Raw genomic sequence first — 22,499 nt, 5'->3', positions numbered from 1 at the left:
GATATATCTTAAGGCTTGTCATAGCGTTTTATGTCACTGTGATGATCGCGCTCTTTTAAATAGTCGAGCTTTTGCTTTATTTTTTGTTCTAAGCCACGATCCGTTGGAAAGTAATATTGCTTATCGGCTATCTGCTCTGGAAAGTACTTTTCTCCTGCAGCATAGGCGCCTTCTTCATTGTGCGCATAGCGATATTCAGCACCATAGCCTAAGTCTTTCATTAAGTTGGTTGGTGCATTACGTAAATGCTCTGGCACCGGGTAACTTGGCTCGTTCTGCGCATCCGCTTTGGCTTGATTAAACGCCGCGTACACCGCATTACTCTTCGGTGCGCTAGCTAGGTAAATCGTAGCTTGTGCAATTGCACGCTCGCCTTCACTTGGTCCAACTCGCTGAAATATATCCCATGCATTGAGGGCCACTTCCATGGCACGCGGATCAGCATTACCAATATCTTCAGTGGCGATGGCGAGTAACCGCCTTGCAACATACAGCGGATCGCCGCCACCGGCTAAAATACGACAATACCAATACAAAGCACCATCTGGGGAGCTACCTCGAACTGACTTATGAAAGGCTGAGATCAAATCGTAAAATTCATCCCCCCCTTTGTCATACTTGGCTAAATGCGTTGGCAATACTTGACTGAGTACGTGCTCATCAACTAGGTATTGGCCGTTTTGCTCTACGGTTAAATCAATCGCCTGCTCAAGTAAATTAAGCACTTTACGAGCATCGCCATCACTGGCTTGGCACAACGCTTGTTTAGCATTTTGTGCAAGTACCACCGTTTTATTTTTCAGTTCATCATCGCTTGCAAGCGCTCGCTCAATAACAAGATGCAAATCAGTGTCTTGCAGCGATTTAAGGACATATACTCGTGCTCGCGATAAAATCGCATTGTTTAGTGCAAACGAGGGATTCTCGGTGGTGGCACCAACAAAAATAAAGGTACCATCCTCTATATGTGGTAAAAACGCATCTTGCTGAGATTTATTAAAACGATGTACTTCGTCAACAAACAGTAAGGTACGTTGGCCACGACCTTCAAGGTTAGTACGCGCTTCACTCACCGCATCACGAATATCTTTAATGCCTGCCGTTACCGCCGACATTTGAATCAGCGCCGCATCGGCATGGTTGGCAATAATTTGCGCTAAGGTAGTTTTACCAACGCCCGGCGGCCCCCACAAAATAAGACTGTGGCAACGCCCTGCTAAAATAGCTTGATAGAGAGGCTTATCTTGGCTTAATAGATGTTGCTGGCCAATATACTGATCTAAACTGGTTGGTCGCATGCGCGCCGCAAGTGGGCGCACATCCGGGCCAAAATTAAAGCCTAAATTACTCACCTTGACTTTGATCGTCTATTTCAACGCCTTCAGGAATACTAAACTCAAAGGTTGAAGTAGCAAGGCTTTGATTTACTTTAGTGTCGCTAAAAGTAAATGTAGATGATTGCCCTGAGCTGTCTTTAACCAATAATGACGCTAAGCCTACTTTATCTGCTGCAAACACAATATCCAGCTGTTCAACTTGGCTTTCAACGCCTTTATTAGGTGTAACACTGAACCCAGTATCCGTGGCGTGTACTTGGTACTTTTGCCATTGCGCCGGATTTTTGGAGGTCAGTAATACAAACGGTGTTGAATCAATCAAACTGTGAGTATTCATAATCGTTACTTGCTCAGCAAAGCTGTCGAAGTAATAGGTTTTATCGCCATTTGATACAAATAACGTGTCATCAGGGCTCGCTTGTTGCCAACGGATCATCATTGGCTGTTGTAAGGCGATAGTACCTTCACCTTGCATAATTGATTGACCTTGGTCGTCATTAACTTGCTGCGCAAATTGCGCTTGAAAACTCTTTAAACCGGCCAGTTTATCTTGTAATGCTTGGCTGTCATCCGTTGCACTGTCACTTGCAAATACTGATGCTGATAAAAAACAGCTAATTGCTAAGGCTAAATATTTAATTTGTTTCATTTAATTTGCTCCACCATTGGGCACTAATACATCTCGGGCACCGTTATGACCTGGTGCGCTTACAATACCCGATGTTTCCATTTGTTCAACTAAACGTGCGGCACGGTTGTAACCAACACGTAATTTTCGCTGCACACTTGAAACTGACACTTTGCCTGTTTCAACAACAAATGACACGGCTTCATCATAAAGCGGATCTGATTCTTCATCCGCGTTTTCACTGGCTTCGCCCGGCAATAAAATATCCTCAGTGGCGTCACCATTTAAAATTTCGTCTATATAATTTGGTTTTGCACGTGCTTTCCAGTCATTCACCACCGCATGTACTTCATGGTCATCAACAAACGCGCCATGTACACGTATCGGTACGCTGGTGCCCGGCGGTAAATAGAGCATATCACCCATACCTAGCAGGTTTTCTGCGCCTTGTTGATCTAAGATGGTACGCGAGTCAATTTTACTTGATACCTGAAACGCCATTCGCGTTGGGATATTCGCTTTAATTAAACCAGTAATTACATCAACCGATGGGCGCTGTGTTGCTAGTATTAAATGAATACCTGCCGCTCGGGCTTTTTGCGCAATACGGGCAATTAGCTCTTCAACTTTTTTACCAACAATCATCATCATGTCAGCAAATTCGTCAATCACCACCACGATACTCGGTAACTTACCTAACTCGTCTGGTCCTTCTTTCATACCATCAGTATCTTTAAATAATGGATCGAGAATCGGGTAACCCGCCTCTTTCGCATCCAATACCTTTTGGTTGTAACCTTTTAAGTTACGAACACCTAACGCCGACATTAACTTATAACGACGTTCCATCTCACCTACACACCAACGCAGCGCATTGGCAGCTTCTTTCATATCGGTGACCACTTCACACAGTAAATGTGGGATACCTTCGTAAACAGAAAGTTCCAACATTTTCGGGTCAATCATGATCATACGCACATCATCAGGGCCTGATTTGTACAGTAAGCTTAATATCATTACATTAACGCCCACTGACTTACCTGAACCTGTGGTACCTGCCACCAGTAAATGCGGCATTTTACCCAAATCAGCACAGATTGGTTCACCGGCAATATCTTTACCTAAGACCATAGTCAGTGGCGATGGATTTTGCTCAAATTTTGGTGCGTCGATTACTTCTGATAACCGCACTATTTCACGGTGTTTATTCGGTAATTCAATCCCTACATAGGTTTTACCCGGAATAACTTCAACCACTCGGACACTAACCGCTGATAGCGAGCGGGCTAAATCTTTAGCAAGACCAGTAATTTTAGAAACTTTAATACCCGGCGCTAAATCAAGCTCAAAACGGGTTACAACAGGTCCAGGGTATACGGCAACAACCGTAGCTTGAACGTTAAAATCAAGGAGTTTAGTTTCAACTAACCTCGATACAGCTTCAAGCTCTTCTGGTGAAATTGGGTTTTTGGCTTTATCAGGTCTATCTAACAAATCAAGCGTAGGCAATGGCGTACTTGGCGGCTTTTCTTCGAGTAGCTGCTCAAACTTTTCTTTTGCGGTAGGTGGAGGCTGATAGGTACTCTTTGGTTTTGGCATTGGTCTTGCTGGCGAAACCACAGTAGTAACTGGTTTTTCAGGCTCAGTAACATGGCTTTGATCAAGCGCATTTAAGGCAGCCGCAGTGTCCATTGGTTCATCATCAATGGCGCTAAAATTAATTTCTTGATCCAGAATATCATCCAAATCATCAAATGCAGGATGAGAGTCTTGATTTGACACCGCACTATCACTATCCACTTTTGGTTCTGAAAAGCGAATGGCGGGTGTTTCTTTACGTGTCTGTTGCTCATTAACAGGGTCTTGTTCAATTACAACTTCAGTATTTGCAGTGCGTTCGCGTTGTAACCATGCTTTTAAGTGATGGGCAATAAAACGATAACCTCGCATGATCAAATCGCCAATAAAATCGACACATTGCACCCACGACACACCTGTTAATAATGTTAATCCAGCAAAAAAGAAACATAATAATAAAATCGAGGTACCGGTAAAGTTAAATGCAGGCATCATCGCTGAAGCTATCACATCACCGACTACCCCACCGGATGAAAAATTATAAATATCATCAAAATTAATACTACTGATAGCCGTTGCTGAAGTGATAAATAATGCAAAACCAATCACTCTAAGCGATAACGTTGTATAGTCGAGTTGAAATATTCTATGAGGTTGCTTAAATAATAAGTAGCCGAATATTTGTAGTGCAGCTGGCACAAAATAAGCTAACCAGCCAAATGTCAGCAATAAAATATCGGCGATCCACGCACCTGCAGCTCCAGTTATGTTTCTTACATTGTCATAACCTGTTTGCGACCAACTCGGATCAGCAGGATCAAAGCTTACCAGCGCACACAATATAAATATTGCGGCAAAGGTGCTAATTATTAAACCGGTTTCTAATAGTCTTTGTACACCATTTAGGCGCATAACTCGCTATTCCTCATTTTTCTTTGTACTTCTTTGTACTCATTCTTAGCAATGGAATACCTTAGCAGGAAATACTTTTTGTTGCACTTTATCTTAACCATGATGGCCTGATTATGAACAGGTTTTTATTAATCGCGCATGTATCAATAATACAACTTAAGTCGTTACTAAAAAATAGCGCATAGTTCAGCCGATATATGGGCGAATAATCACCCCTTGCTCGCCTTTTACTTCTTCCATAACAACATAGGTACGGCTTTCACTAACGTTCGGTAGCTTGAGCAGAATATCCCCTAATACACCACGATATTCAGACATATCATTTACGCGGGTTTTTAGTAAAAAGTCAAAGTTACCCGAGACTAAATGGCATTCGATAATTTCATCATGCTTTTTAACTGCAGCACTAAATTCATCAAACACATCAGGTGATGTTTTAGTGATTGTCACTTCGACGTACACCGACAAACCTTGCCCAAGTTTAGCAGGGTCAACCACGGCTTTATAACCGACGATGTAACCTTCGCGTTCGAGCTTTTTTACACGCTCTAAACAAGGCGTTGCACTGAGCCCCACACGTCGAGCTAATTCAACATTAGACACTCGGCCATCGTGCTGTAGCTCTATTAAAATCTTACGGTCAATACGGTCTAATAACTCATGCATAATAACGACTAGTTTTTTGTACTGTTTAAACGGTGTTTTCAGATTATATCACTAGAATACCGATTAAAAAAGGTGAGACACACTGCCAGTACATGAATATAATAGTGAAAAATTTTATCCCGTTCTATTAAGGCAATATTATGATTATCGGTGTACCTAAAGAAATAAAAAACCATGAATACCGTGTAGGTATGGTCCCTGCTAGTGTTCGTGAGTTAGTAAACCACGGCCACCAAGTTTTTGTTGAATCTGATGCAGGTATGGGCATTGGCTTCACTAACGAAGATTACACACTGGCAGGTGCAGAAATTCTAGCAACTGCTGCTGAGGTTTTCGCAACAGCAGAGATGATTATAAAAGTAAAAGAGCCACAAGCCGTTGAACGTGCAATGCTACGTGAAGACCAAATTCTTTTCACTTACTTACACCTTGCACCAGATCTTCCACAAACTGAAGACCTAATCAAAAGCAAAGCAATTTGTATCGCATACGAAACAGTAACTGATTCACGCGGTGGTTTGCCACTACTTGCACCTATGAGTGAAGTTGCTGGCCGTATGTCTATTCAAGCTGGTGCACAAGCGCTTGAAAAATCAAACCATGGTCGTGGCATGCTACTTGGCGGCGTACCGGGTGTTGAGCCAGCTAAAGTTGTTGTTATTGGCGGCGGCATGGTTGGTCGTAGCGCAGCACAAATGGCTGTTGGCCTTGGTGCTGAAGTTGTCGTACTTGATCGTAACATTGACGTACTACGCGCACTTGACGCTCAGTTTGGTAATAAAGTTAAAGCGATTTACTCAACAGCTGATGCACTTGAAAAGCATGTACTTGAAGCTGACCTAGTAATTGGTGGCGTACTTATCCCAGGTGCTGCTGCACCTAAACTAGTTACTGCTGAACACATTAAAGCAATGAAGCCTGGCTCTGCAATTGTTGATGTTGCAATTGACCAAGGTGGTTGTATCGCAACGTCTAAAGCAACAACTCACGCTGATCCGACCTTCATCGTTGATGACGTTGTTCACTACTGTGTTGCTAACATGCCAGGTGCTGTACCACGTACATCTACTTTCGCACTTAACAATGCAACATTGCCTTTCATCATTAACCTTGCAAACAAAGGTTATAAGAAAGCATTACTAGATGACGCTAATTTCCTTAAAGGTCTTAACGTGATCAAAGGCCAAGTAACTTACAAAGAAGTTGCTGAAGCCTTCAACATGCCATACGTAGATCCACGTACTGCTGTTGAAAACGCATAACTAGCGTTTAGAATAATAAAAGCCTGTGAACATCAGTTCACAGGCTTTTTTTATATCACCAAAAAAGTTTATTACAGCTTACATTGTGGGTTTTTACCCGCCGCTTTTGCTGCTTTTTGCTCATTTAATGCTTGTGGCAATTTTGCTTGTAGCTCTTTAATGCGGTTAGCAGGTGCTGGGTGAGTAGACATAAATTCAGGTGTATTACCACTGCCTGCTTTACTCATATTCTGCCAAAGTGTTACGGATTCTTTTGGATTAAATCCGGCTTTTGCCATTAAATCTAAACCCACTTGGTCGGCCTCAGATTCATGAGAGCGACTAAATGGTAAAATAACGCCGTACTGCGCACCTAAACCAAGACCTTGCATAATTTCGTTACGATATTGTACATTGCCCATTTCAAGTGCGGCACTGCCCGCTTGCATACCTGTTTGTAGCAAGGAACTTTGTGATACGCGTTCATTAGAGTGCTCAGCAATTACATGCCCTACTTCGTGCCCGATAACGGTTGCTAGCTGATCTTGATTTTCAGCCACTTTCAACAACCCTGTATGCACACCAATGTAGCCACCGGGTAATGCAAACGCGTTAGCTGAATCGTCTTCAAATACCACCACTTCCCACGCCTGAGTTGCATACTGTTGCGGTAATACTGCAATCACATCGTCAGCAATACACTTTACATACGCATTTACTTGAGGATTATTATTAATTTTTTGATTCTTTTTCATATCAGCAAAGCTTTGCTGACCCATCTGACTCATTTGTTGATCAGAATAAAGCGCAATTTGCGTACGCCCTGTTGGTGATGTTTTACAACCCGCTAATACAGCGGTGGCAAGCACAGCCAAAACTAATTTTTTCATTGTATTCTCTTAACTAACAATTTAATTGTTCTTAGAATAGCAAACCAGCCTGCAATTGAATATATCGACTGCCAGTAAAAACATCTGTTGCGTTATATTTCAGTTAAAGGCGATAGTTAGCATGCAAACTAAGTACCCAAGACTAATTGTCGCTGTTACAATAGCAGCCTCTTTTTGTTTAATGGGTTAGTCATGCAGGACTCGGTTTCTTTAAATAAACGCATTCTATTACCTTTACTCGCCAGTATTGTTGCAATTACGCCACTGGCAATCGATATGTATCTTCCGGCAATGTTAGTCATTGCTAACGACCTTAATACCACAATGCCCAATGTACAAATATCGTTAAGCATATATTTAGCTGGCTATGCGCTGGGAATGCTATTTTTTGGCCCAATCGCAGATCAAATTGGTCGTCGCGTGTTAACGAAGGTCGGCTTAGCATTGTTTGGCTTAAGCTCTGTCGCATTGGCCTTTTGTAATGACATTCATCTATTTTGGGCTTTGCGGGGCGTACAAGCATTCACAGGTGCTGCAGCAACCGTTGTGGTGCCAGGGATAATTCGTCATATTTATAAACAAGATACTGCTAAAGGAATGTCGTATGTATCGATGATCATGATGGTAGCGCCCTTAGTCGCACCAACGGTTGGATCAATGATCATGGGCTTATCTCACTGGCAAACAATCTTTTTAGTACTGGCTAGTTACAGCTTTGTTATTTTAGCCTTGGTACAAATATACTTAATCGATATCCCTATTTTCAAAAGCCCGATGAAAGGCTTTGCACTATTTTTCGATAGCTATAAAACCGTATTTAAAAATAAAGATACCCGAGCAGATATAGCCAGCTCAATGTTTGTCTCATTCGGCTTTTTTTGCTTTTTAACCGCAGTGCCCTTTGTATACCTTGATTACTTTAAAGTATCAGAACAATTATTTGGTGTTTTATTTGCTTTCAATGTCATGGCGCTAATGTTTGGTAACTTTTTAAATACCCGCCTAGTACCACGTATTGGTTCACGAAAAATGCTGTATTATGGATTAGCGGTCGGCTTTGTAGCTGGCAGTGCCCTACTCACATTTAGCATATTACACCTATCGCTGTATTTTATTGTTGCAGCTATTGCTCCTCTGATGATGAGTTTAGGGGTTACCGCTAGTAATGCTGATGCATTGATCTTAATGCAGTTTGAAGAGCGTTCTGGCACCGCTACGGCGGTTATTGGTACATTGCGCTTTGGCAGCGGTGCATTAGTCGGTCCAATTTTAGCCTTAATGCATGCACAAAGTGCGGTACCATTTTCAAGCTTAATGTTCAGCGCATTAGTATTAACACTAATAGCCCAGCTTTGGCACCGAGCTAGAAACAAAAAAAATGCCCGTAGTTAACGGGCATTTTTTTACTAAGCGACTTATTTATTCAGCTGCTTTAGATACCATCACCATTGCAGGGCGTAATAAACGACCATTTAATGTATACCCTTTTTGCATCACTGCTAATACAGTGTTAGGTGTTACATCATTGCTTGGTTGAATCGACATTGCTTGGTGGAATTCAGGATTAAACTGCTCACCTTGTGGGTTAACAATTTCAACACCAAATTTTGCAACCGCATCGTTGAAGCTTTTAACTGTCATATCAATCCCTTCAAGCAATGGCTTTAAGGTTTCGTTTTCTTTGTCTGAGAACTCAATAGCACGTTCTAGATTATCAATAACAGGTAATAATTCGTTAGCGAACTTTTCAAGTGCAAATTTATGCGCTTTTTCTACATCTTGTGCAGCACGGCGACGAATATTATCAACGTCTGCAGCGGCACGTACTACGCTATCTTTTTGGTTTGCGATAGTTTGTTTCGCATCTTCAAGCTCAGCATAAAGCATAGCAATTTCAGCTTCAGGGCTAACTTCTTCGCCTTCGTGCGCGTCAGCAGCTTCTACAGCCGCTTCAACCTCTGCTTGCATTTGCTCTAATTCTTCGTTTAATTCAACTTCTTGCTCTGGTGATTTTGTCTGCTCAGACATAATTTAAGTGCTCCAATACTTTTCAATTGCGGTAATTATGGGGATTGAATCAAAAGATTCAAGAGCCAGATGACTCGATTAATTTAAATTCTTGAATGATTGCTTCAATTTGCGCCGATTTAGGACAAATTACACAAAAACGACTTTGATATTCTTGATTTTGAAAATACGGCACGCTGATCACCATCAGTTCGTCACAATCAGTAAATGGCAATTGTGACGTATTTAAAACCGACACACCATTTTTAAAAGCTAACTTATCTTCTACAAAGTTCAAAAATGAGACACCAATATTTAAGCTTTGTTCACAATCAATTTGCCGATATAAATAATTTTCGCCGACCACGATACTGTTATCTGAGCCTAATTTATGGCTCAGCTCACGGGTCCATTGATTTAACGAATCATGACAATTTCGTGGTGCTGTATTTGCCATTGCTTGCATACGGTACAAGCCTTCCATTAAAGTTTGCTGACTGAATACAGTATTAAGCCAAGTAGCGAATTGATAACGTACGGTGTCAGACGCATCATCCGGCTTATGAATACAAATGTTATGGCTTTGCCCTGCTCTATCTAACAGTAAAATAAGCCAATCATTGCTGTCAAAATCTAATACTTCAACTCTAAAAACATGTTGAGAACTTACTTGTGGCAGACCAACGCAGCAACATACCTGATAACGCTGGCTTATACCATGCGCCATCTCGACTAATTGCGCTTGTGCAGGCTGCCAATATTGCGCAATCTGCGACAGAGGGAAAAATTCACTTAGCCAATAATCAAATCCGGCATTAGTAGGTACCCGTCCAGCAGAAGTATGCGGTGAATACAGCAGGCCTATTTTTTCTAGGCGCGACATCGCATTTCTAACTGTTGCAGAACACACAGCCATACCTTTTTGCTTGGCAATACGGCTTGACGCGACAGGTTGACCTTCACCATTACAGTACAGGCTCATCACGGCGGAAAATATTTGCTGATCTCGAGGGTTTAAATTCATAGTATCTACATCTTGCTGCATACTGGGGATATCGGGGCGTAGTGAGTTTATTTCAAGGTTATTTTCAAACTTGTCACTTTTGAGTTACTCTACTGATATTAATACTATTGATGCGTTTATCATGGAATCACCGTTTAAAACCATAGGTTTAATTGGCAAACCAAATCACAGTGGTGCAGCTGCAACTTTACAGCGCTTATACACTTTTTTAAATGCGTTAGGATTTGACGTGTTATTAGAGCAGAGAACAGGTCATCAATTAACCAATGTCCCCAAGGAAAAGTTAGTCAAACTGGTTGAGCTTGGCGAACGTGCCGATCTCGCTATTGTGGTCGGAGGTGATGGTAATATGCTTGGCGCAGCAAGGGTATTAGCCCGATTTGATGTTGCTGTTATAGGCGTAAACAGAGGCAATTTAGGCTTTCTAACAGATTTAAACCCAGAAGGCTTTGAAGCTAGTTTAGAACAAGTATTAAGTGGTCAATATCTTGAAGAAAAACGCTTTTTATTAGAAGTTGCAGTTTATCGCCATGGCGAATTAAAAAGTGCTAACTCAGCAGTGAATGAAGCCGTTTTACATGCCGATAAAGTCGCTCACATGATTGAATTTGAAGCCTTCATTAATAACGATTTTGTTTTTTCTCAGCGCTCTGATGGTTTAATTGTCTCAACCCCTACGGGCTCAACAGCCTATTCGCTGTCGGGTGGCGGGCCCATTTTGACCCCAGAACTAAATGCAATCTCATTAGTACCGATGTTTCCGCATACATTATCAAGCCGACCATTAGTGGTTGATGCCGATAACGAAGTACGCTTAAAGCTCAGCTTAGAGAATACCGACAGCTTACAAGTCAGCTGCGATAGTCATGTGGTGCTTGCTGTATTGCCTGGCGATGAAGTGATAATTAAAAAAGCAGATAAGAAACTGCGCCTGATCCACCCCAAAGACTACTCTTACTATCATGTACTTCGCACTAAGCTCAACTGGGGTAGTCGTTTATATTAATTCTATTGCGCTCATTCAGACTTTAGAGCAAAATAAGCTGAATTCATTTATTACCTTTTCAAGGGAAATCAAACCGAAATGACGTATGTTGTTTTCTTTGCTTTATTATTATTGATAACGCTGCTTGGCAGCTATTTGGTGATTGAAAATAATCGCCGAAAAGCGCTTGAAGCGCAAAAAAAGCTATTCAATAATCGCGTTAAAGAAGTAACTCAACAGTTAAAAATAAAATTAAATGAGTACTGCGACGCAAAAATAATTCGTCCTAAATACATCCCAAGAATACAAGTTATTGCCAGTAATTTCTTTGTCGTACAACCTCATACTGACGAAAACTTATTGTATCTTGAACGCATAAACGAGTCATTGATCAGCACGATTAGTAGTGAGTTGGCAAAAACTTATGTAACAGGTGAGCGAGATGCACTAGCTGAACGCTTAGATTTTTTTGTCGCTGAGTTACCCATAGCCGGCGTTGCTTACAATAAAACGTTTTACCATGAACTTTTACCATCCATGATTAAAGTTTTACGCACTGATGATTTATCTGCGAATCCTGAAGATTATGTCAAACCTGTTGATCCTGAAACTAATTTTGAGAAATCAACCAGTGAGTAAGTAATAAACTAGATAGCGACATTAAAAATTAATTTGCAAAAACCCAAAACACTGTATAAATTAACAGTTAATTGACTGGATGGATGAACAGTATGTTAACTGGGTTAGAGATTAAAAATTTTGCAATTGTAAGCAATTTAAGCACCGAGTGGCAAAGCGGTATGACAGCCATTACGGGTGAAACAGGTGCCGGTAAATCTATTGCTATTGACGCCTTATCTTTATGTTTGGGTGAACGTGCCGAAGCCTCAGCTGTTCGCCCAGGCACTGAGCGCGCTGAAATATGCGCCACCTTCGATTTAACCAACCTCCCCTTGGCTAAGCAGTTTTTAGAACAGCATTTGCTATCGAATGATGAGCAAGAGTGCTTACTTCGTCGTGTGGTGTGTAAAAATGGCCGCAGCAAAAGTTATATTAATGGCACCCCAGTCACTGCAGCCCAACTAAAAGAAATCGGTCAGTACTTGATCTCTATTCATGGTCAACATGCTCACCAATATTTGCTTAAAAGCGAACATCAACTCCAGCTATTAGACGCTTATGCAGGTCATCAACCTCTGGTTGAAGCAGTGCGCCAGCATTATCGTAATTGCCAAAACTTACAAAAAGAATTTACCGCGCTCGAACAAGCCCAGTTGCAACAAGCAGCACAAAAGCAATTATTAGAGTACCAAGTAGCTGAGCTTGATGAGTTTGCTTTACAACCAGATGAATTTTCGCAAATTGAAGCCGAGCATTATAAGCTCAGCCACAGCCAAACTATTATTGAAGCATGCCAACGTGAGTTACAAAGCTTATACGAAAATGACGAGCAAAATGCCTGCTCCCTATTACAACATAGCGCGCAGCAGTTTGCTGAGCTTGCGGGGTTTGATGAAAGCCTAGCTAGTGTGGCTGCTTTACTCGAAGAAGCGGCTGTGCAAGTTGAGGAAGCGAGTCGTGAAATTCGTAATTATGCAGAGCAAGCTGAACTTGATCCGAGCCGACTAATCGACGTTGAAACACGATTAAGTGGTGCGATGGATTTATCACGTAAACACCATATTAAACCAGAGGACTTAGTTGAGTTTCACCAAAGTATCACACAAGAGCTTGAGTCGATTAGTAATAATTCTACCCGTTTAACGCAACTTGAAGGTGAAATTAACCAAGCATTAGCAGCTTATCAGCAAGCTGCGCAAACCCTAAGCGAAAGCCGCCATGAGGCCGCGCAGACATTAAATACATTGATCAGTGCAAGCATGGCGCATTTATCAATGGAAAATGGTGTGTTTGAAATCGCCCTTACACCACAACCTGAAAAAGCACCAAACAGCCTAGGTTTTGATAATGTAGCGTTTTTAGTATCAACCAACCCCGGGCAGCCATTACAACCACTGTCTAAAGTCGCCTCTGGCGGTGAGCTGTCGCGTATAAGTTTAGCGATACAAGTTATTATTGCGCAAAAAGTCACTACGCCAACGCTTATTTTTGATGAAGTGGATGTAGGTATTTCTGGACCAACTGCAGCAGCTGTAGGCAAGCTTTTACGTCAATTAGGCAAATCAACTCAAGTTATCTGCGTAACCCATTTACCGCAAGTTGCCAGCTCGGGGCATCAGCAGTTTTTTGTGGCCAAAGAAATTGCCAATGGCGAAACCTTTACACAAATGTTGCCACTCAGTAAACATGGCCGTATTGATGAAATTGCCCGTTTACTTGGTGGTGATAACATCAGTAAAACAGCCAAAGCTAACGCAAAAGAGTTAATTATGGCGCATGCTTAATTAAGCTAAAACAACACCTACGTTTAGACTATTTTTAAATACAACCATCCATTAAGCCTTACTTATATAAAGCAAGGCTTAATAACTAACAATAGAACACATATAAATCATGACGATAACAACATTGCCAATAAAATTAATTAGCCTACTTTTTTGTTTTACACTTTTAACGGGTTGTAACGATTACTTTATAAATACCACGCAACTGACGAATAGCACATGGCAACCACTTTTAGTCATTGCATTTATTAGCCTATTTTTGATCCCGTTAATTAGCTTAGCGCTGCTTATATTTAGTCAATGGAAGCACCTTCAGTTTAAAATAACTCTGCAACGTTATTTACATGGCTCACTTGTTTTAATGCTCGCCATAGCATGGTTTATCGAATTAAGCTTAGTGCAACGCGCTGATAACCGTATGGATTTGATGTTAACGCTGTGCGCGCTAGCCACTCAAATGGTATTAGTCGTGGCTGCTTTTGTACTTGTTAATAAACAACAAAAAATGCACCACCGCGCTAAAAACTTTCTGTAACGCACTGTTTAAAATAACAATTAAAAACATTTATTTTACATAATTGACACATTTAATTTAGCAACATACACTCAATAAAATAAAAAAATCGATGGAATGAATAATGAGCGCTACACAATCTAAAATCACCCAGCTAAAACGTTGTTATGCAACATTACAACTGGGTGTTGCTAAAGCTGATGGCCGCCTTACTCTTACTGATAACCTGCTGCATTTTGAAGCCCTCAATAAACAACTTAACTTAGGTTGTTATGCCATCAAACTTAATAATATTTCCCATGTCGAAAAATGCGCAGCTAAAGCCGGCGGTTTAATCCCTATCACCACCGCTGGAATCAAAATAACCACCAAAGAAAATTATCATCTAGAGTTTATTTTAGCTGAACCCGATGAGTGGCTTAATTGCCTGCAAGCGAGTCATTGAAAAAAGGTTAAAAATACTAGGGGCTAGGTTAAAGGTTCTAGAAGCTAGGAAGCCACATTTAGCTCAGTGTATAATTAAACACTGTAGATACAAGGTTGGGTTGAGTGCAACGAAACCCAACAATATATATTAAAATTATAGTTGCGGCTGAAGCCGTGAAGCAAACGAGAGCTATTTCTCTCGCTTGGACACCATGGTTTAGGGCTTAAGGACGGCTTTGTGCCAACAGCGGAGAGGCACCATAGTCACTTATGTGGACTCCCATTTATCAACAACTATTTTAACTAAATATATTCGCTTTCTTATGTACGAGTTCTAAATGAGGCGCTACCTCGACTCCAAGATAATTTCGCGTGTTAGAGCACTCTTCTTGTTAACGAGCTTTTCGCTCTTGTGACTATACTGTGTCATCTAACATGTTATTAATTCAGCTAAAAATGATGATTGATTTTTTATAATAAAACAGCTTTATATTCTGTTTTATTATTGATTAAAGAAAAAGCGGTTCTAACCGTTTTATTGGCTAATGCGACAGCTGCACACTTTTTCCCTCGTCGTCCTATTAACGCTTTCAGCCAGCGTTCTTTACTTGTTTTTGGCTCTCGTTTAATAACTTGTTGGATCACAGCCATTGCACCTGTAATGAGTAAACTACGTAATGTTGTATTTCGACGTCGACTTATTTTACCTAAACTTACTTTACCACCTGAGCTATGTTGAGTCGGTGTCAAACCGATACAAGCAGCGGCATCTTTGCCTGCTTTAAACCTGGCTAATTCACCCGACGACAAATTAATAAAAAGATGAATAGCATTTAAGATCCCAACCCCTTCTAGTCGCATTAATTTTTTACAGCTTGGTGTTTCGTCAATCCATTTAGCCAATGCTAAATCATAGGCAGCAATTGCTTCAGTTAACGTTAAATATAAATCCAATGATACTTTAAGCATTTTTCTAAATGCATCACAAAACCCATTTTCGGCATTTTCTAATGCATCTTGAATAGTACCGACAAACTAACATATTGAGCGACCACTGCTTATATTAAATTCACGTAGTAAACCAGTGAGTTGATTTTTAAGCGCTACTTTTTGTTTAACACTGTGCTCTCTCAATTTAAGCATTGATTGCGCTTGCTGTTCATTAATTGATTTTGCAGTAATAAAGTGAACATCTGGTAACAACGATGCCTGTAAAACAGCCAAAGCATCATTTTTATCTGTTTTTTGACTTTGACGAACAGACATGACTAATCGTGCAGATATTAATAAGGAATTATGACCAAGTAAAGTTGCAAATTGATGCCAATAATTGGCACTCGCACAGGCTTCAAAAATAATCGTTGAAGGACTAAGCGACGCCAAGTACTCACTAAATTGTTGCAGTGTCATCTCATTATTTGAGTGCACTTTATTATTTGTAGAACTACAAACTTGTATTAATTTATGAGCTAAATCGACACCTATTCTTAACTTATTCATACTTGAACTCCGAAAATAATTTCTACTTCAGTGTAGAGGTTGGGAGTCCAATTATCTTTTTATACGGTTTTAAATTCATTGTTGACCGTTACACCCATATATTCATCCATGAGTCTTATATTTCTCATATTCTTCTAGGTATAAGTTTTCTGAAGTGTCACGAAACTGTTGCCGCCTTAGATGTAAATCGTTAAGCTTTTCGCTAATACTTTTGTAAATGATTTGATGAGCTTGGTTCTTAAGTTTAGATTCATCATATTCATCAATTACGTAATCATCTCCCAAAGCGATGTTAACTAGTTGAAGCAATATCGTTTTATCTAATTTATCTAAATATTCATAATTACCGTCTTCTTTCAAAAAGAATCCCTGAGAATTTTCAATTTTTAATGCTTTCATAACCACTCTTTCTTTCTGTATATGCTGTTTCACCAGCTTCTAATGAGTCTATAGTCACCTTGAAGTTATTCATTTTTATTCCATCCACAGTACTTAACTCTTTAACAGACGGGTGCCCAGAATATCTTCGATATACAATTTCACCATTTTCAACTTCTTTGGATGTATAAACTACATAATCAGCCTTAATAGATGCTCCAACGGTACTGTTGTGTGTTACTACAACTATAGGCATAGTTTGTGATAGCTCTTTCAATATTTGATTCACTTCACCTTTCAAAAAAACGTTGTCAAAAGAAGATTCGGGCTCATCAATTAATAAATAGTCATAATTTTGAGCATCCTTAATTTCTTGAAGCAATCTGAATTCTGATCTTTCACCACCTGAAACTTTAAAACCATCTTTGTTAAGAATTTCATATTCAATACATGCAAAATATTTATAGAACTCTGAAGGAGTTAACGCATCATTATTTTTCAATTCAAGAAGATATTTATATGGGGAGGAGTATTCTTTGTAGGCACTGGTAAAGGCAACTTTCTTACCACTTACACTTTTAACTTCGCCAGCCCCGTTAAAAGCTCGTTGCTTACAAACAACTTTAAAGCCTTGAATATTTTCTTCATGAATAATTTTTTCAGTCTGAAGTTGTTTGGCAATTAGATTAAATTTCAAAACCTTTTGATGTTCAATCATTATTTTATACAAATCAACATCTTTCACTTGTGTGCTAGAAGACCGTAGCTTGAGTTTACTTTTTACGTCCCGTACTACCTCATTAACAACATTCTTCTTCTTTGTGCTAAGTATTTTTTTCCAAAGAGACTCTATTAACTCACATGCTAGAGCCTTCAAACCTTCTACATCTATATGTTTATCAATTACATCTCTGTACTCAATATTTTCAATTAATAGTCGAACAGAGATTATGAGGTCAGTAAGTCCTTTCTCTTCGCTTATTTCAAATTGTGACTCGTTAAATAGAGTAACTTTAGAGAAAGCGTCTCGTTTACTTACCTCTTCTGCCTGTTTCAAAAGAGTTTCAAGGTACTCATCTACCTTACGGCGATTCGTAACAAGGTCAACGGTAGTTACATCATCTAATACTGCTTTAAAAGGAGCCAAGTGCTTATCAACAAAATTGCTTTTCTTTCGAGCCACACCTTCATTGAATTCTTTTTCATAGTTTGAATCATCTCTCTGCACTAGTGAAAACTGAGGAATATACTTTACGTTTTTACATTCCTCATTGATCCGATTTAAAGTCACTGTTTTACCAGAAGATCTTGCCCCTAGAACAATATTCAAACCAGTAGAAAGTTGTTGACCATCATCAAATATCTGGAACAGTTTATTTCCATCAGATTTTGATAAAGCAACTTTGCTTCTATCACTCAGGCTATGCTTGATTGCGCTTATTGTTAATTCACCACAATCAATATAGGTTTGCCTTGGGGGGAACTTACGTAAACAATCCTTAATCCTTACATCACTAAATAAAACAGGGGTTATTTCATTCTCATCCTTTGCCATTCGAACAAATTTCTTTGGGCTGTCAACTTCGCCTGCATCTATGAAGGTGCGTAGTTGTTCAAAGGTGTCTTTTGATATGGATGGTTTTTTCTGGTAGTGAGGAATAATTAAATAATCATTAAGATTTCCAAATATCTGAACTAATTCTTCGACATTTATTTTATCTCCTGCCTTCTTTATTTTTTCAGATACTTTATTAGCTTTAAGCTGAAAATCATCTAAGTTTTCGTTCTCTGAAATGAGAAGGATATGACCATTATCAACATAAATTTCAATGCCTGGAAATACTATGCAATCCAAGGATTTTTCAATCTCTTGAAATTGAGCGAGATCGAAAATATCGTGGTTTGTTATAGCAATAGCATCAAGTTCTGTCACCGTAACGTATTCATTTAGCTTATCCAATGAAAACTCAAAGTGTGCATCACTAAATGTAGGGACTGTATGCAAATGAAGATCAATTTTTTTCAACGAATATTCCCTTTATAATTAAAATACGTACCAATGCAGAGCAATGCTCGAATTACCGTATAACGCTGCCAACACACGTAAGGAGAAGGCGCAAAGAAATAGCTGTCGCTGTGCTTGGCCTTGTTATGACTTCGCATAAAGCATAAGAGAATAGTCCCCATTTAGGCTTTCGTATGGCAGACCAAGTTTCGAAAAGCTAAACTGATCGAACAAGTAGTGCATTGAAGCATTATCTTCACGGGTCGTGGCAAAGCATGCGTTTCCAGATAGCGAGTCGAGAATAGTCTCCATTAAGACGCGTCCATAGCCTCTGCCTCTCGCCGCTTTCGCAACATACAGCCAGCCCAGTTCATATTCATATCTACTGTACTTAGGAACTCCTGCCTTTTCAAAAACACCTGCTTTGTATCCAGCATTAGGGTTTTTGATGGCTCCAACAGCGACGCATTCGCCATCATTGATAAAGACAAGCTTCTCTGCACGCTTAATTCTCTGTCGAAGCCCAGCCAACGAAACTTCCCCGCCTTCGGTCACCAATTTTTCAAATGACTCAAGCTCAGCGTCAGTGCAATTTTTAGGACTTTTGGCTATTTTTTCCATGCTCATATGTCATAACGCCCGCTTAAGCGGACAAAAGCTGTTGGTTATAATGTGGAGCGAAGCTAAACCTAACCAACTGTTTTTGTTACTTTTAAAGCGCTTGTTAGCCATCATTTTCACCAAGCCATTTTTCAAATTTTTCTTTAGAAGCATTGGTGAGAACTGAACTGAATACATCTTTATCACCATAGTACAAACAGTGTCTTATCATGGTATATGGATTTAAAGTATCTTTTGAGTTTCCATTGGCTTCAAAGTCAGCTTTATAGCGTTTTACTTTTGCAATACCTTCCTTCATATAGGTATTCAACTTAGTTCTTGTTATATCAGGTTCCAAAGAAACAATTTCATCTGTAAACCCATCAACTTTATGTGCTTCAGCATCAAAATCAGAGAAGAAGTGATTAGCTATTTTTAGAAGTCCGAATGCAGTTAATAATCCATTCCCATTAGATGATATTAATTTTTGTGGGCCTGCAACGTTAGAGTCTAATACTTCATCCGTATCATCATCTTCGGCTTTTTGTATTTCAAGTTCAGTCTCAGTTCTTATTGCAAGGAATTCCCTATCAGCCAATTCAAATAATGCAGCCAATGTATTTATTCTTCTTTTTAATTTATTTGGGATTTTTTTCTTGTATTTGATTTTATGATCCAAAACGCTCCATGAATCTTGAACGATAGTTCGTATTTGAATTTCAAAGTTAAAATCCACAAATGCTTTATATTCAGGCATCTCAATGCGATCGTCTCCTAGTTTTAAGTCTAAGTGCAACCCCTTATAACCGAATGAACCTTCAGTTTTCTCCATTAGAGCAATTTTGTCTGTCACGTCAATGACTGAAAAATGCTGATCTAATACCGCCTTAATTTTTTCGATGTCATCCTCATATAAGCAAACGACTCTGAGGCCAATTAAATCTGAAATATGGTCTTTAATTTCATATTCAGTTTCATTCGCTTCAAGCTCTTTACGATACTTTAGATTAAACTTACCAAGGCATTCTTCTTTATCTTTGACTCTGCCTTCTATTTTGGAAATTGCGATATCCCCAGAATGTGAAACCAAAGCATTTATTAATGCACAGAACGAAGTCTTTGCATCATCAAGAATTTTCAAGTTATCACTATAAAACTCTCTAAAATGGTTTTTTTCGAAATCGTAATCTAAAGATGCCACTGGAACTCCTTTTGATGGCTAACAGCTTATTGAACACCATTGTGGTGGTTTATAACACACCAAAACGGCGTATATTACAGACCTTGATAATTCCACCAATAATTACTTTTGTAAACAAGTAATTAAAATGGCTGAGGATTACGCTTATTATTTTTCACCAAAACAGCGTTTAATAATGTTATTGGACAAAATTAGGTTTCTGCTCAAAACATAGGAATAAATTTAATTTTTTAATGTCTGCAATTCGCTCAAAGCTCACCTTTAGAGTATTTATGAGACTGATTGTGTGAAATCGCTGCTTACTTTAGCTTGTCGCACTTATTAGTGCTCTGTGAATAGCTTTTAGAAAAGCTTCGCATCCTGACAATTTATGCTTTTTGGGCAGCAGCATCAATTAGATTATGAACAGACGGCTCTACTCGCATATTTATAGGTGCAGTTTTATTAGCCAAGTTAGCTCCCGTTTATTAATTAGATATACGCAGATGTTTATTTATAATCTATCATCTTAAGCGCAGCGCCTCTTAACCTCTTTGTGAATCATTATTTAAATGGCTTTTCAAAAATTTAGAACAGCGATATAAAACATCTGATAATACAAAACCTTGATGCAGACTGAAAAGATATTTTTTCGTTGGGTTTCGTTCTACTCAAATCAACCTACATCGCTTAATTTAACACCGAGCAAACTTACAACTTACAACTTACAACTTAAAGCAATTATCCAAGCCATAAAAAAAGCAAGCCAATCGGCTTGCTCTTTACTCTTTGACCCGTAAAAGTCTTACACTTTCAAGTAGTCCATGATCCCTTCGGCGGCGTTACGCCCTTCGAAGATTGCTGTGACTACTAAATCTGAGCCGCGCACTATATCGCCGCCAGCAAAGATTTTAGGGTTAGTTGTTTGATGGGTAAATTCACCTTGTTCTGGTGCGTTAATGCCGCCCCAGTGGTTTATTTCTACATCGTACTTTTCTAACCAATCCATTTTGTGTGGTTTGAAACCAAACGCCATGAGTACTTGGTCGGCTTCAATCACATGCTCAGAACCCGGGATCACTTCAGCTCTGCTTCGGCCTTTTTCATCTGGTTCACCCATTTGGGTTTTCACCATTTGTACGCCTGCAACATGGCCGTTGTCGTTTAGTACGATACCGATTGGTTGCACGTTAAAAGTAAATTCAACGCCCTCTTCTTTGGCGTTTTTCACTTCACGTCTTGAACCTGGCATGTTTTCTTCATCACGACGATAAGCACAGATTACTTTTTCCGCACCTTGACGAATTGAAGTACGTACACAGTCCATCGCGGTATCACCACCACCAAGTACCACAACCTTTTGGTTAGCCATATCAAGATAAGCTTGGTTAGACTCATCATAGCCCATTACGCGGTTGGTATTACCAATTAAGAACGGTAATGCATCATGTACACCTGGTGCATCTTCGTTTTCAAGGCCAGCACGCATGCTTTGATAAGTCCCCACTCCCAAAAATACTGCGTCGTATTCGGCCAATATTTCATCCATTGTGATATCAACACCGACTTCAGTATTAAGTTTAAACTCAACCCCCATTTCGGTGAAAATTTCACGACGTTTTTGCATGACTTGTTTTTCAAGTTTGAACGATGGAATACCAAAAGTAAGCAAGCCACCAATTTCTGGATGACGGTCAAATACCACTGGTTTTACACCATTACGCACTAGAATATCAGCGCAACCTAGGCCTGCAGGGCCGGCACCGATGATAGCTACTTTTTTATCGGTCCATACCACGTACGACATATCAGGCTTCCAGCCCATTTTAAATGCAGTATCAGTAATATATTTTTCAATATTACCGATTGTTACTGCACCAAACTCTTCGTCTAATGTACATGAACCTTCACACAAACGATCTTGCGGGCACACCCGGCCACACACTTCTGGTAAACTATTTGTGCGGTGTGATAGCTCCGCAGCTTCAAGAATACGGCCAGTACGAATTAACTTTAACCACTGTGGGATATAGTTATGCACTGGGCATTTCCATTCACAATACGGGTTACCACAATCTAGGCAGCGGTCCGCTTGTGAGTTTACTTGCTTCTCTGAAAAGGGTTCGTAAATTTCAACAAATGATTTTTTACGTGACGAAATTGGCTTTTTGCGGGGATCAACCCGCTGCACGTCTATAAATTGATATACATTCTCGCTCATAC

The 22,499-nt window shown here is 39.8% G+C and carries 19 protein-coding genes and 1 pseudogene; 7 read left to right on the top strand and 13 right to left on the bottom strand.

Annotated features, from left to right (window positions below; all coding sequences use genetic code 11):
* Window positions 1-8 precede the first annotated feature (8 nt).
* From H5183_RS14045 to lrp, 4 genes are all read right to left on the bottom strand, one after another.
* Window positions 9-1,352 carry a replication-associated recombination protein A gene (locus H5183_RS14045; protein WP_145242220.1) on the bottom strand — a complete coding sequence of 448 codons (1,344 nt, stop codon included), beginning with the start codon at window positions 1,350-1,352 and terminating at the stop codon, window positions 9-11.
* Window positions 1,345-1,986 (bottom strand): outer membrane lipoprotein chaperone LolA, encoded by a 642-nt coding sequence (gene lolA / locus H5183_RS14040; RefSeq protein ID WP_182731957.1) that lies wholly within the window; start codon window positions 1,984-1,986, stop codon window positions 1,345-1,347. The genes H5183_RS14045 and lolA overlap by 8 nt, the downstream gene beginning before the upstream one ends.
* Window positions 1,987-4,455: a DNA translocase FtsK gene (locus H5183_RS14035; RefSeq protein ID WP_182731956.1), complete on the bottom strand. Its 2,469-nt coding sequence runs from the start codon at window positions 4,453-4,455 to the stop codon at window positions 1,987-1,989. It lies immediately after the preceding gene.
* 186 nt (window positions 4,456-4,641) lie between these two features.
* On the bottom strand, window positions 4,642-5,121 hold the full coding sequence (gene lrp / locus H5183_RS14030) for a leucine-responsive transcriptional regulator Lrp (RefSeq protein WP_145242214.1): 480 nt from the start codon (window positions 5,119-5,121) through the stop codon (window positions 4,642-4,644).
* A gap of 140 nt (window positions 5,122-5,261) precedes the next feature.
* On the opposite strand from lrp, the gene ald reads away from it, so the two are divergent.
* Entirely contained in the window at window positions 5,262-6,383 is a 1,122-nt protein-coding gene (ald, locus tag H5183_RS14025; protein ID WP_149982720.1) for an alanine dehydrogenase, read from the top strand.
* Window positions 6,384-6,454: 71 nt separating this feature from the next.
* Here ald and H5183_RS14020 read toward each other — a convergent pair whose 3' ends face one another.
* Window positions 6,455-7,252, bottom strand: coding sequence for a M48 family metallopeptidase (locus H5183_RS14020; protein WP_145242210.1), 798 nt, complete (start codon window positions 7,250-7,252; stop codon window positions 6,455-6,457).
* A 192-nt stretch (window positions 7,253-7,444) separates the two neighbouring features.
* Between H5183_RS14020 and H5183_RS14015 the strand changes: the two genes are divergently transcribed.
* Window positions 7,445-8,644 carry a Bcr/CflA family efflux MFS transporter gene (locus H5183_RS14015; RefSeq protein ID WP_145242208.1) on the top strand — a complete coding sequence of 400 codons (1,200 nt, stop codon included), beginning with the start codon at window positions 7,445-7,447 and terminating at the stop codon, window positions 8,642-8,644.
* A gap of 27 nt (window positions 8,645-8,671) precedes the next feature.
* Here H5183_RS14015 and grpE read toward each other — a convergent pair whose 3' ends face one another.
* Both grpE and H5183_RS14005 read right to left on the bottom strand, forming a co-directional pair.
* The gene (grpE, locus tag H5183_RS14010) at window positions 8,672-9,280 is read right to left on the bottom strand and encodes a nucleotide exchange factor GrpE (protein ID WP_182731955.1); all 609 of its coding nucleotides are present in this window, start codon (window positions 9,278-9,280) and stop codon (window positions 8,672-8,674) included.
* A gap of 58 nt (window positions 9,281-9,338) precedes the next feature.
* Window positions 9,339-10,304, bottom strand: a complete 966-nt coding sequence (locus H5183_RS14005; RefSeq protein ID WP_145242204.1) for an HrcA family transcriptional regulator — start codon at window positions 10,302-10,304, stop codon at window positions 9,339-9,341.
* A gap of 100 nt (window positions 10,305-10,404) precedes the next feature.
* Between H5183_RS14005 and nadK the strand changes: the two genes are divergently transcribed.
* The 5 genes from nadK (at window position 10,405) to H5183_RS13980 (ending at window position 14,632) form a co-directional block, all read left to right on the top strand.
* The gene (nadK, locus tag H5183_RS14000; RefSeq protein WP_145242288.1) at window positions 10,405-11,289 is read left to right on the top strand and encodes an NAD(+) kinase; all 885 of its coding nucleotides are present in this window, start codon (window positions 10,405-10,407) and stop codon (window positions 11,287-11,289) included.
* A gap of 78 nt (window positions 11,290-11,367) precedes the next feature.
* Window positions 11,368-11,907, top strand: a complete 540-nt coding sequence (locus H5183_RS13995) for a hypothetical protein (protein ID WP_145242202.1) — start codon at window positions 11,368-11,370, stop codon at window positions 11,905-11,907.
* Between the two features lie 92 nt (window positions 11,908-11,999).
* The gene (gene recN / locus H5183_RS13990) at window positions 12,000-13,673 is read left to right on the top strand and encodes a DNA repair protein RecN (protein WP_182731954.1); all 1,674 of its coding nucleotides are present in this window, start codon (window positions 12,000-12,002) and stop codon (window positions 13,671-13,673) included.
* A gap of 109 nt (window positions 13,674-13,782) precedes the next feature.
* A complete protein-coding gene (locus H5183_RS13985; RefSeq protein ID WP_145242198.1) occupies window positions 13,783-14,208 on the top strand; it encodes a hypothetical protein in 426 nt (141 codons plus the stop codon).
* 103 nt (window positions 14,209-14,311) lie between these two features.
* Window positions 14,312-14,632: a hypothetical protein gene (locus tag H5183_RS13980; protein ID WP_145242196.1), complete on the top strand. Its 321-nt coding sequence runs from the start codon at window positions 14,312-14,314 to the stop codon at window positions 14,630-14,632.
* 452 nt (window positions 14,633-15,084) lie between these two features.
* On the opposite strand, the pseudogene H5183_RS13975 reads toward H5183_RS13980, so the two are convergent.
* The 6 genes and pseudogenes from H5183_RS13975 to H5183_RS13950 form a co-directional block, all read right to left on the bottom strand.
* A pseudogene (locus H5183_RS13975) lies at window positions 15,085-16,113 on the bottom strand (IS110 family transposase).
* A 102-nt stretch (window positions 16,114-16,215) separates the two neighbouring features.
* Entirely contained in the window at window positions 16,216-16,512 is a 297-nt protein-coding gene (locus H5183_RS13970) for a hypothetical protein (RefSeq protein ID WP_182731953.1), read from the bottom strand.
* Complete coding sequence (locus tag H5183_RS13965) at window positions 16,493-18,517, bottom strand: phosphotransferase (protein ID WP_182731952.1); 2,025 nt, start codon at window positions 18,515-18,517, stop codon at window positions 16,493-16,495. The genes H5183_RS13970 and H5183_RS13965 overlap by 20 nt, the downstream gene beginning before the upstream one ends.
* A 123-nt stretch (window positions 18,518-18,640) precedes the next feature.
* A complete protein-coding gene (locus H5183_RS13960) occupies window positions 18,641-19,117 on the bottom strand; it encodes a GNAT family N-acetyltransferase (protein ID WP_182731951.1) in 477 nt (158 codons plus the stop codon).
* A gap of 103 nt (window positions 19,118-19,220) precedes the next feature.
* Complete coding sequence (locus tag H5183_RS13955) at window positions 19,221-20,297, bottom strand: GTP pyrophosphokinase family protein (RefSeq protein ID WP_182731950.1); 1,077 nt, start codon at window positions 20,295-20,297, stop codon at window positions 19,221-19,223.
* Window positions 20,298-21,081: 784 nt separating this feature from the next.
* Window positions 21,082-22,497 (bottom strand): FAD-dependent oxidoreductase, encoded by a 1,416-nt coding sequence (locus H5183_RS13950; RefSeq protein WP_182731949.1) that lies wholly within the window; start codon window positions 22,495-22,497, stop codon window positions 21,082-21,084.
* Between the last annotated feature and the right edge of the window lie 2 nt (window positions 22,498-22,499).

Source organism: Pseudoalteromonas sp. SR44-8, from assembly GCF_014163635.1.
Taxonomy (GTDB): Bacteria; Pseudomonadota; Gammaproteobacteria; order Enterobacterales; family Alteromonadaceae; genus Pseudoalteromonas; species Pseudoalteromonas rhizosphaerae.
This window is presented reverse-complemented; position numbering and strand designations above follow the sequence as displayed.

What these genes read in the sequence shown, in the direction of transcription:
- H5183_RS13980 (WP_145242196.1), top strand. Translation starts at nt 14,312, where the DNA reads ATGAGCGCTACACAATCTAAAATCACCCAGCTAAAACGTTGTTATGCA.
- H5183_RS13950 (WP_182731949.1), bottom strand. Translation starts at nt 22,497, where the DNA reads ATGAGCGAGAATGTATATCAATTTATAGACGTGCAGCGGGTTGATCCC.
- nadK (WP_145242288.1), top strand. Translation starts at nt 10,405, where the DNA reads ATGGAATCACCGTTTAAAACCATAGGTTTAATTGGCAAACCAAATCAC.
- H5183_RS14005 (WP_145242204.1), bottom strand. Translation starts at nt 10,304, where the DNA reads ATGCAGCAAGATGTAGATACTATGAATTTAAACCCTCGAGATCAGCAA.
- H5183_RS13960 (WP_182731951.1), bottom strand. Translation starts at nt 19,117, where the DNA reads ATGGAAAAAATAGCCAAAAGTCCTAAAAATTGCACTGACGCTGAGCTT.
- H5183_RS14020 (WP_145242210.1), bottom strand. Translation starts at nt 7,252, where the DNA reads ATGAAAAAATTAGTTTTGGCTGTGCTTGCCACCGCTGTATTAGCGGGT.
- lolA (WP_182731957.1), bottom strand. Translation starts at nt 1,986, where the DNA reads ATGAAACAAATTAAATATTTAGCCTTAGCAATTAGCTGTTTTTTATCA.
- grpE (WP_182731955.1), bottom strand. Translation starts at nt 9,280, where the DNA reads ATGTCTGAGCAGACAAAATCACCAGAGCAAGAAGTTGAATTAAACGAA.
- ald (WP_149982720.1), top strand. Translation starts at nt 5,262, where the DNA reads ATGATTATCGGTGTACCTAAAGAAATAAAAAACCATGAATACCGTGTA.
- lrp (WP_145242214.1), bottom strand. Translation starts at nt 5,121, where the DNA reads ATGCATGAGTTATTAGACCGTATTGACCGTAAGATTTTAATAGAGCTA.
- H5183_RS14015 (WP_145242208.1), top strand. Translation starts at nt 7,445, where the DNA reads ATGCAGGACTCGGTTTCTTTAAATAAACGCATTCTATTACCTTTACTC.
- H5183_RS14035 (WP_182731956.1), bottom strand. Translation starts at nt 4,455, where the DNA reads ATGCGCCTAAATGGTGTACAAAGACTATTAGAAACCGGTTTAATAATT.
- H5183_RS13995 (WP_145242202.1), top strand. Translation starts at nt 11,368, where the DNA reads ATGACGTATGTTGTTTTCTTTGCTTTATTATTATTGATAACGCTGCTT.
- recN (WP_182731954.1), top strand. Translation starts at nt 12,000, where the DNA reads ATGTTAACTGGGTTAGAGATTAAAAATTTTGCAATTGTAAGCAATTTA.
- H5183_RS13985 (WP_145242198.1), top strand. Translation starts at nt 13,783, where the DNA reads ATGACGATAACAACATTGCCAATAAAATTAATTAGCCTACTTTTTTGT.
- H5183_RS13970 (WP_182731953.1), bottom strand. Translation starts at nt 16,512, where the DNA reads ATGAAAGCATTAAAAATTGAAAATTCTCAGGGATTCTTTTTGAAAGAA.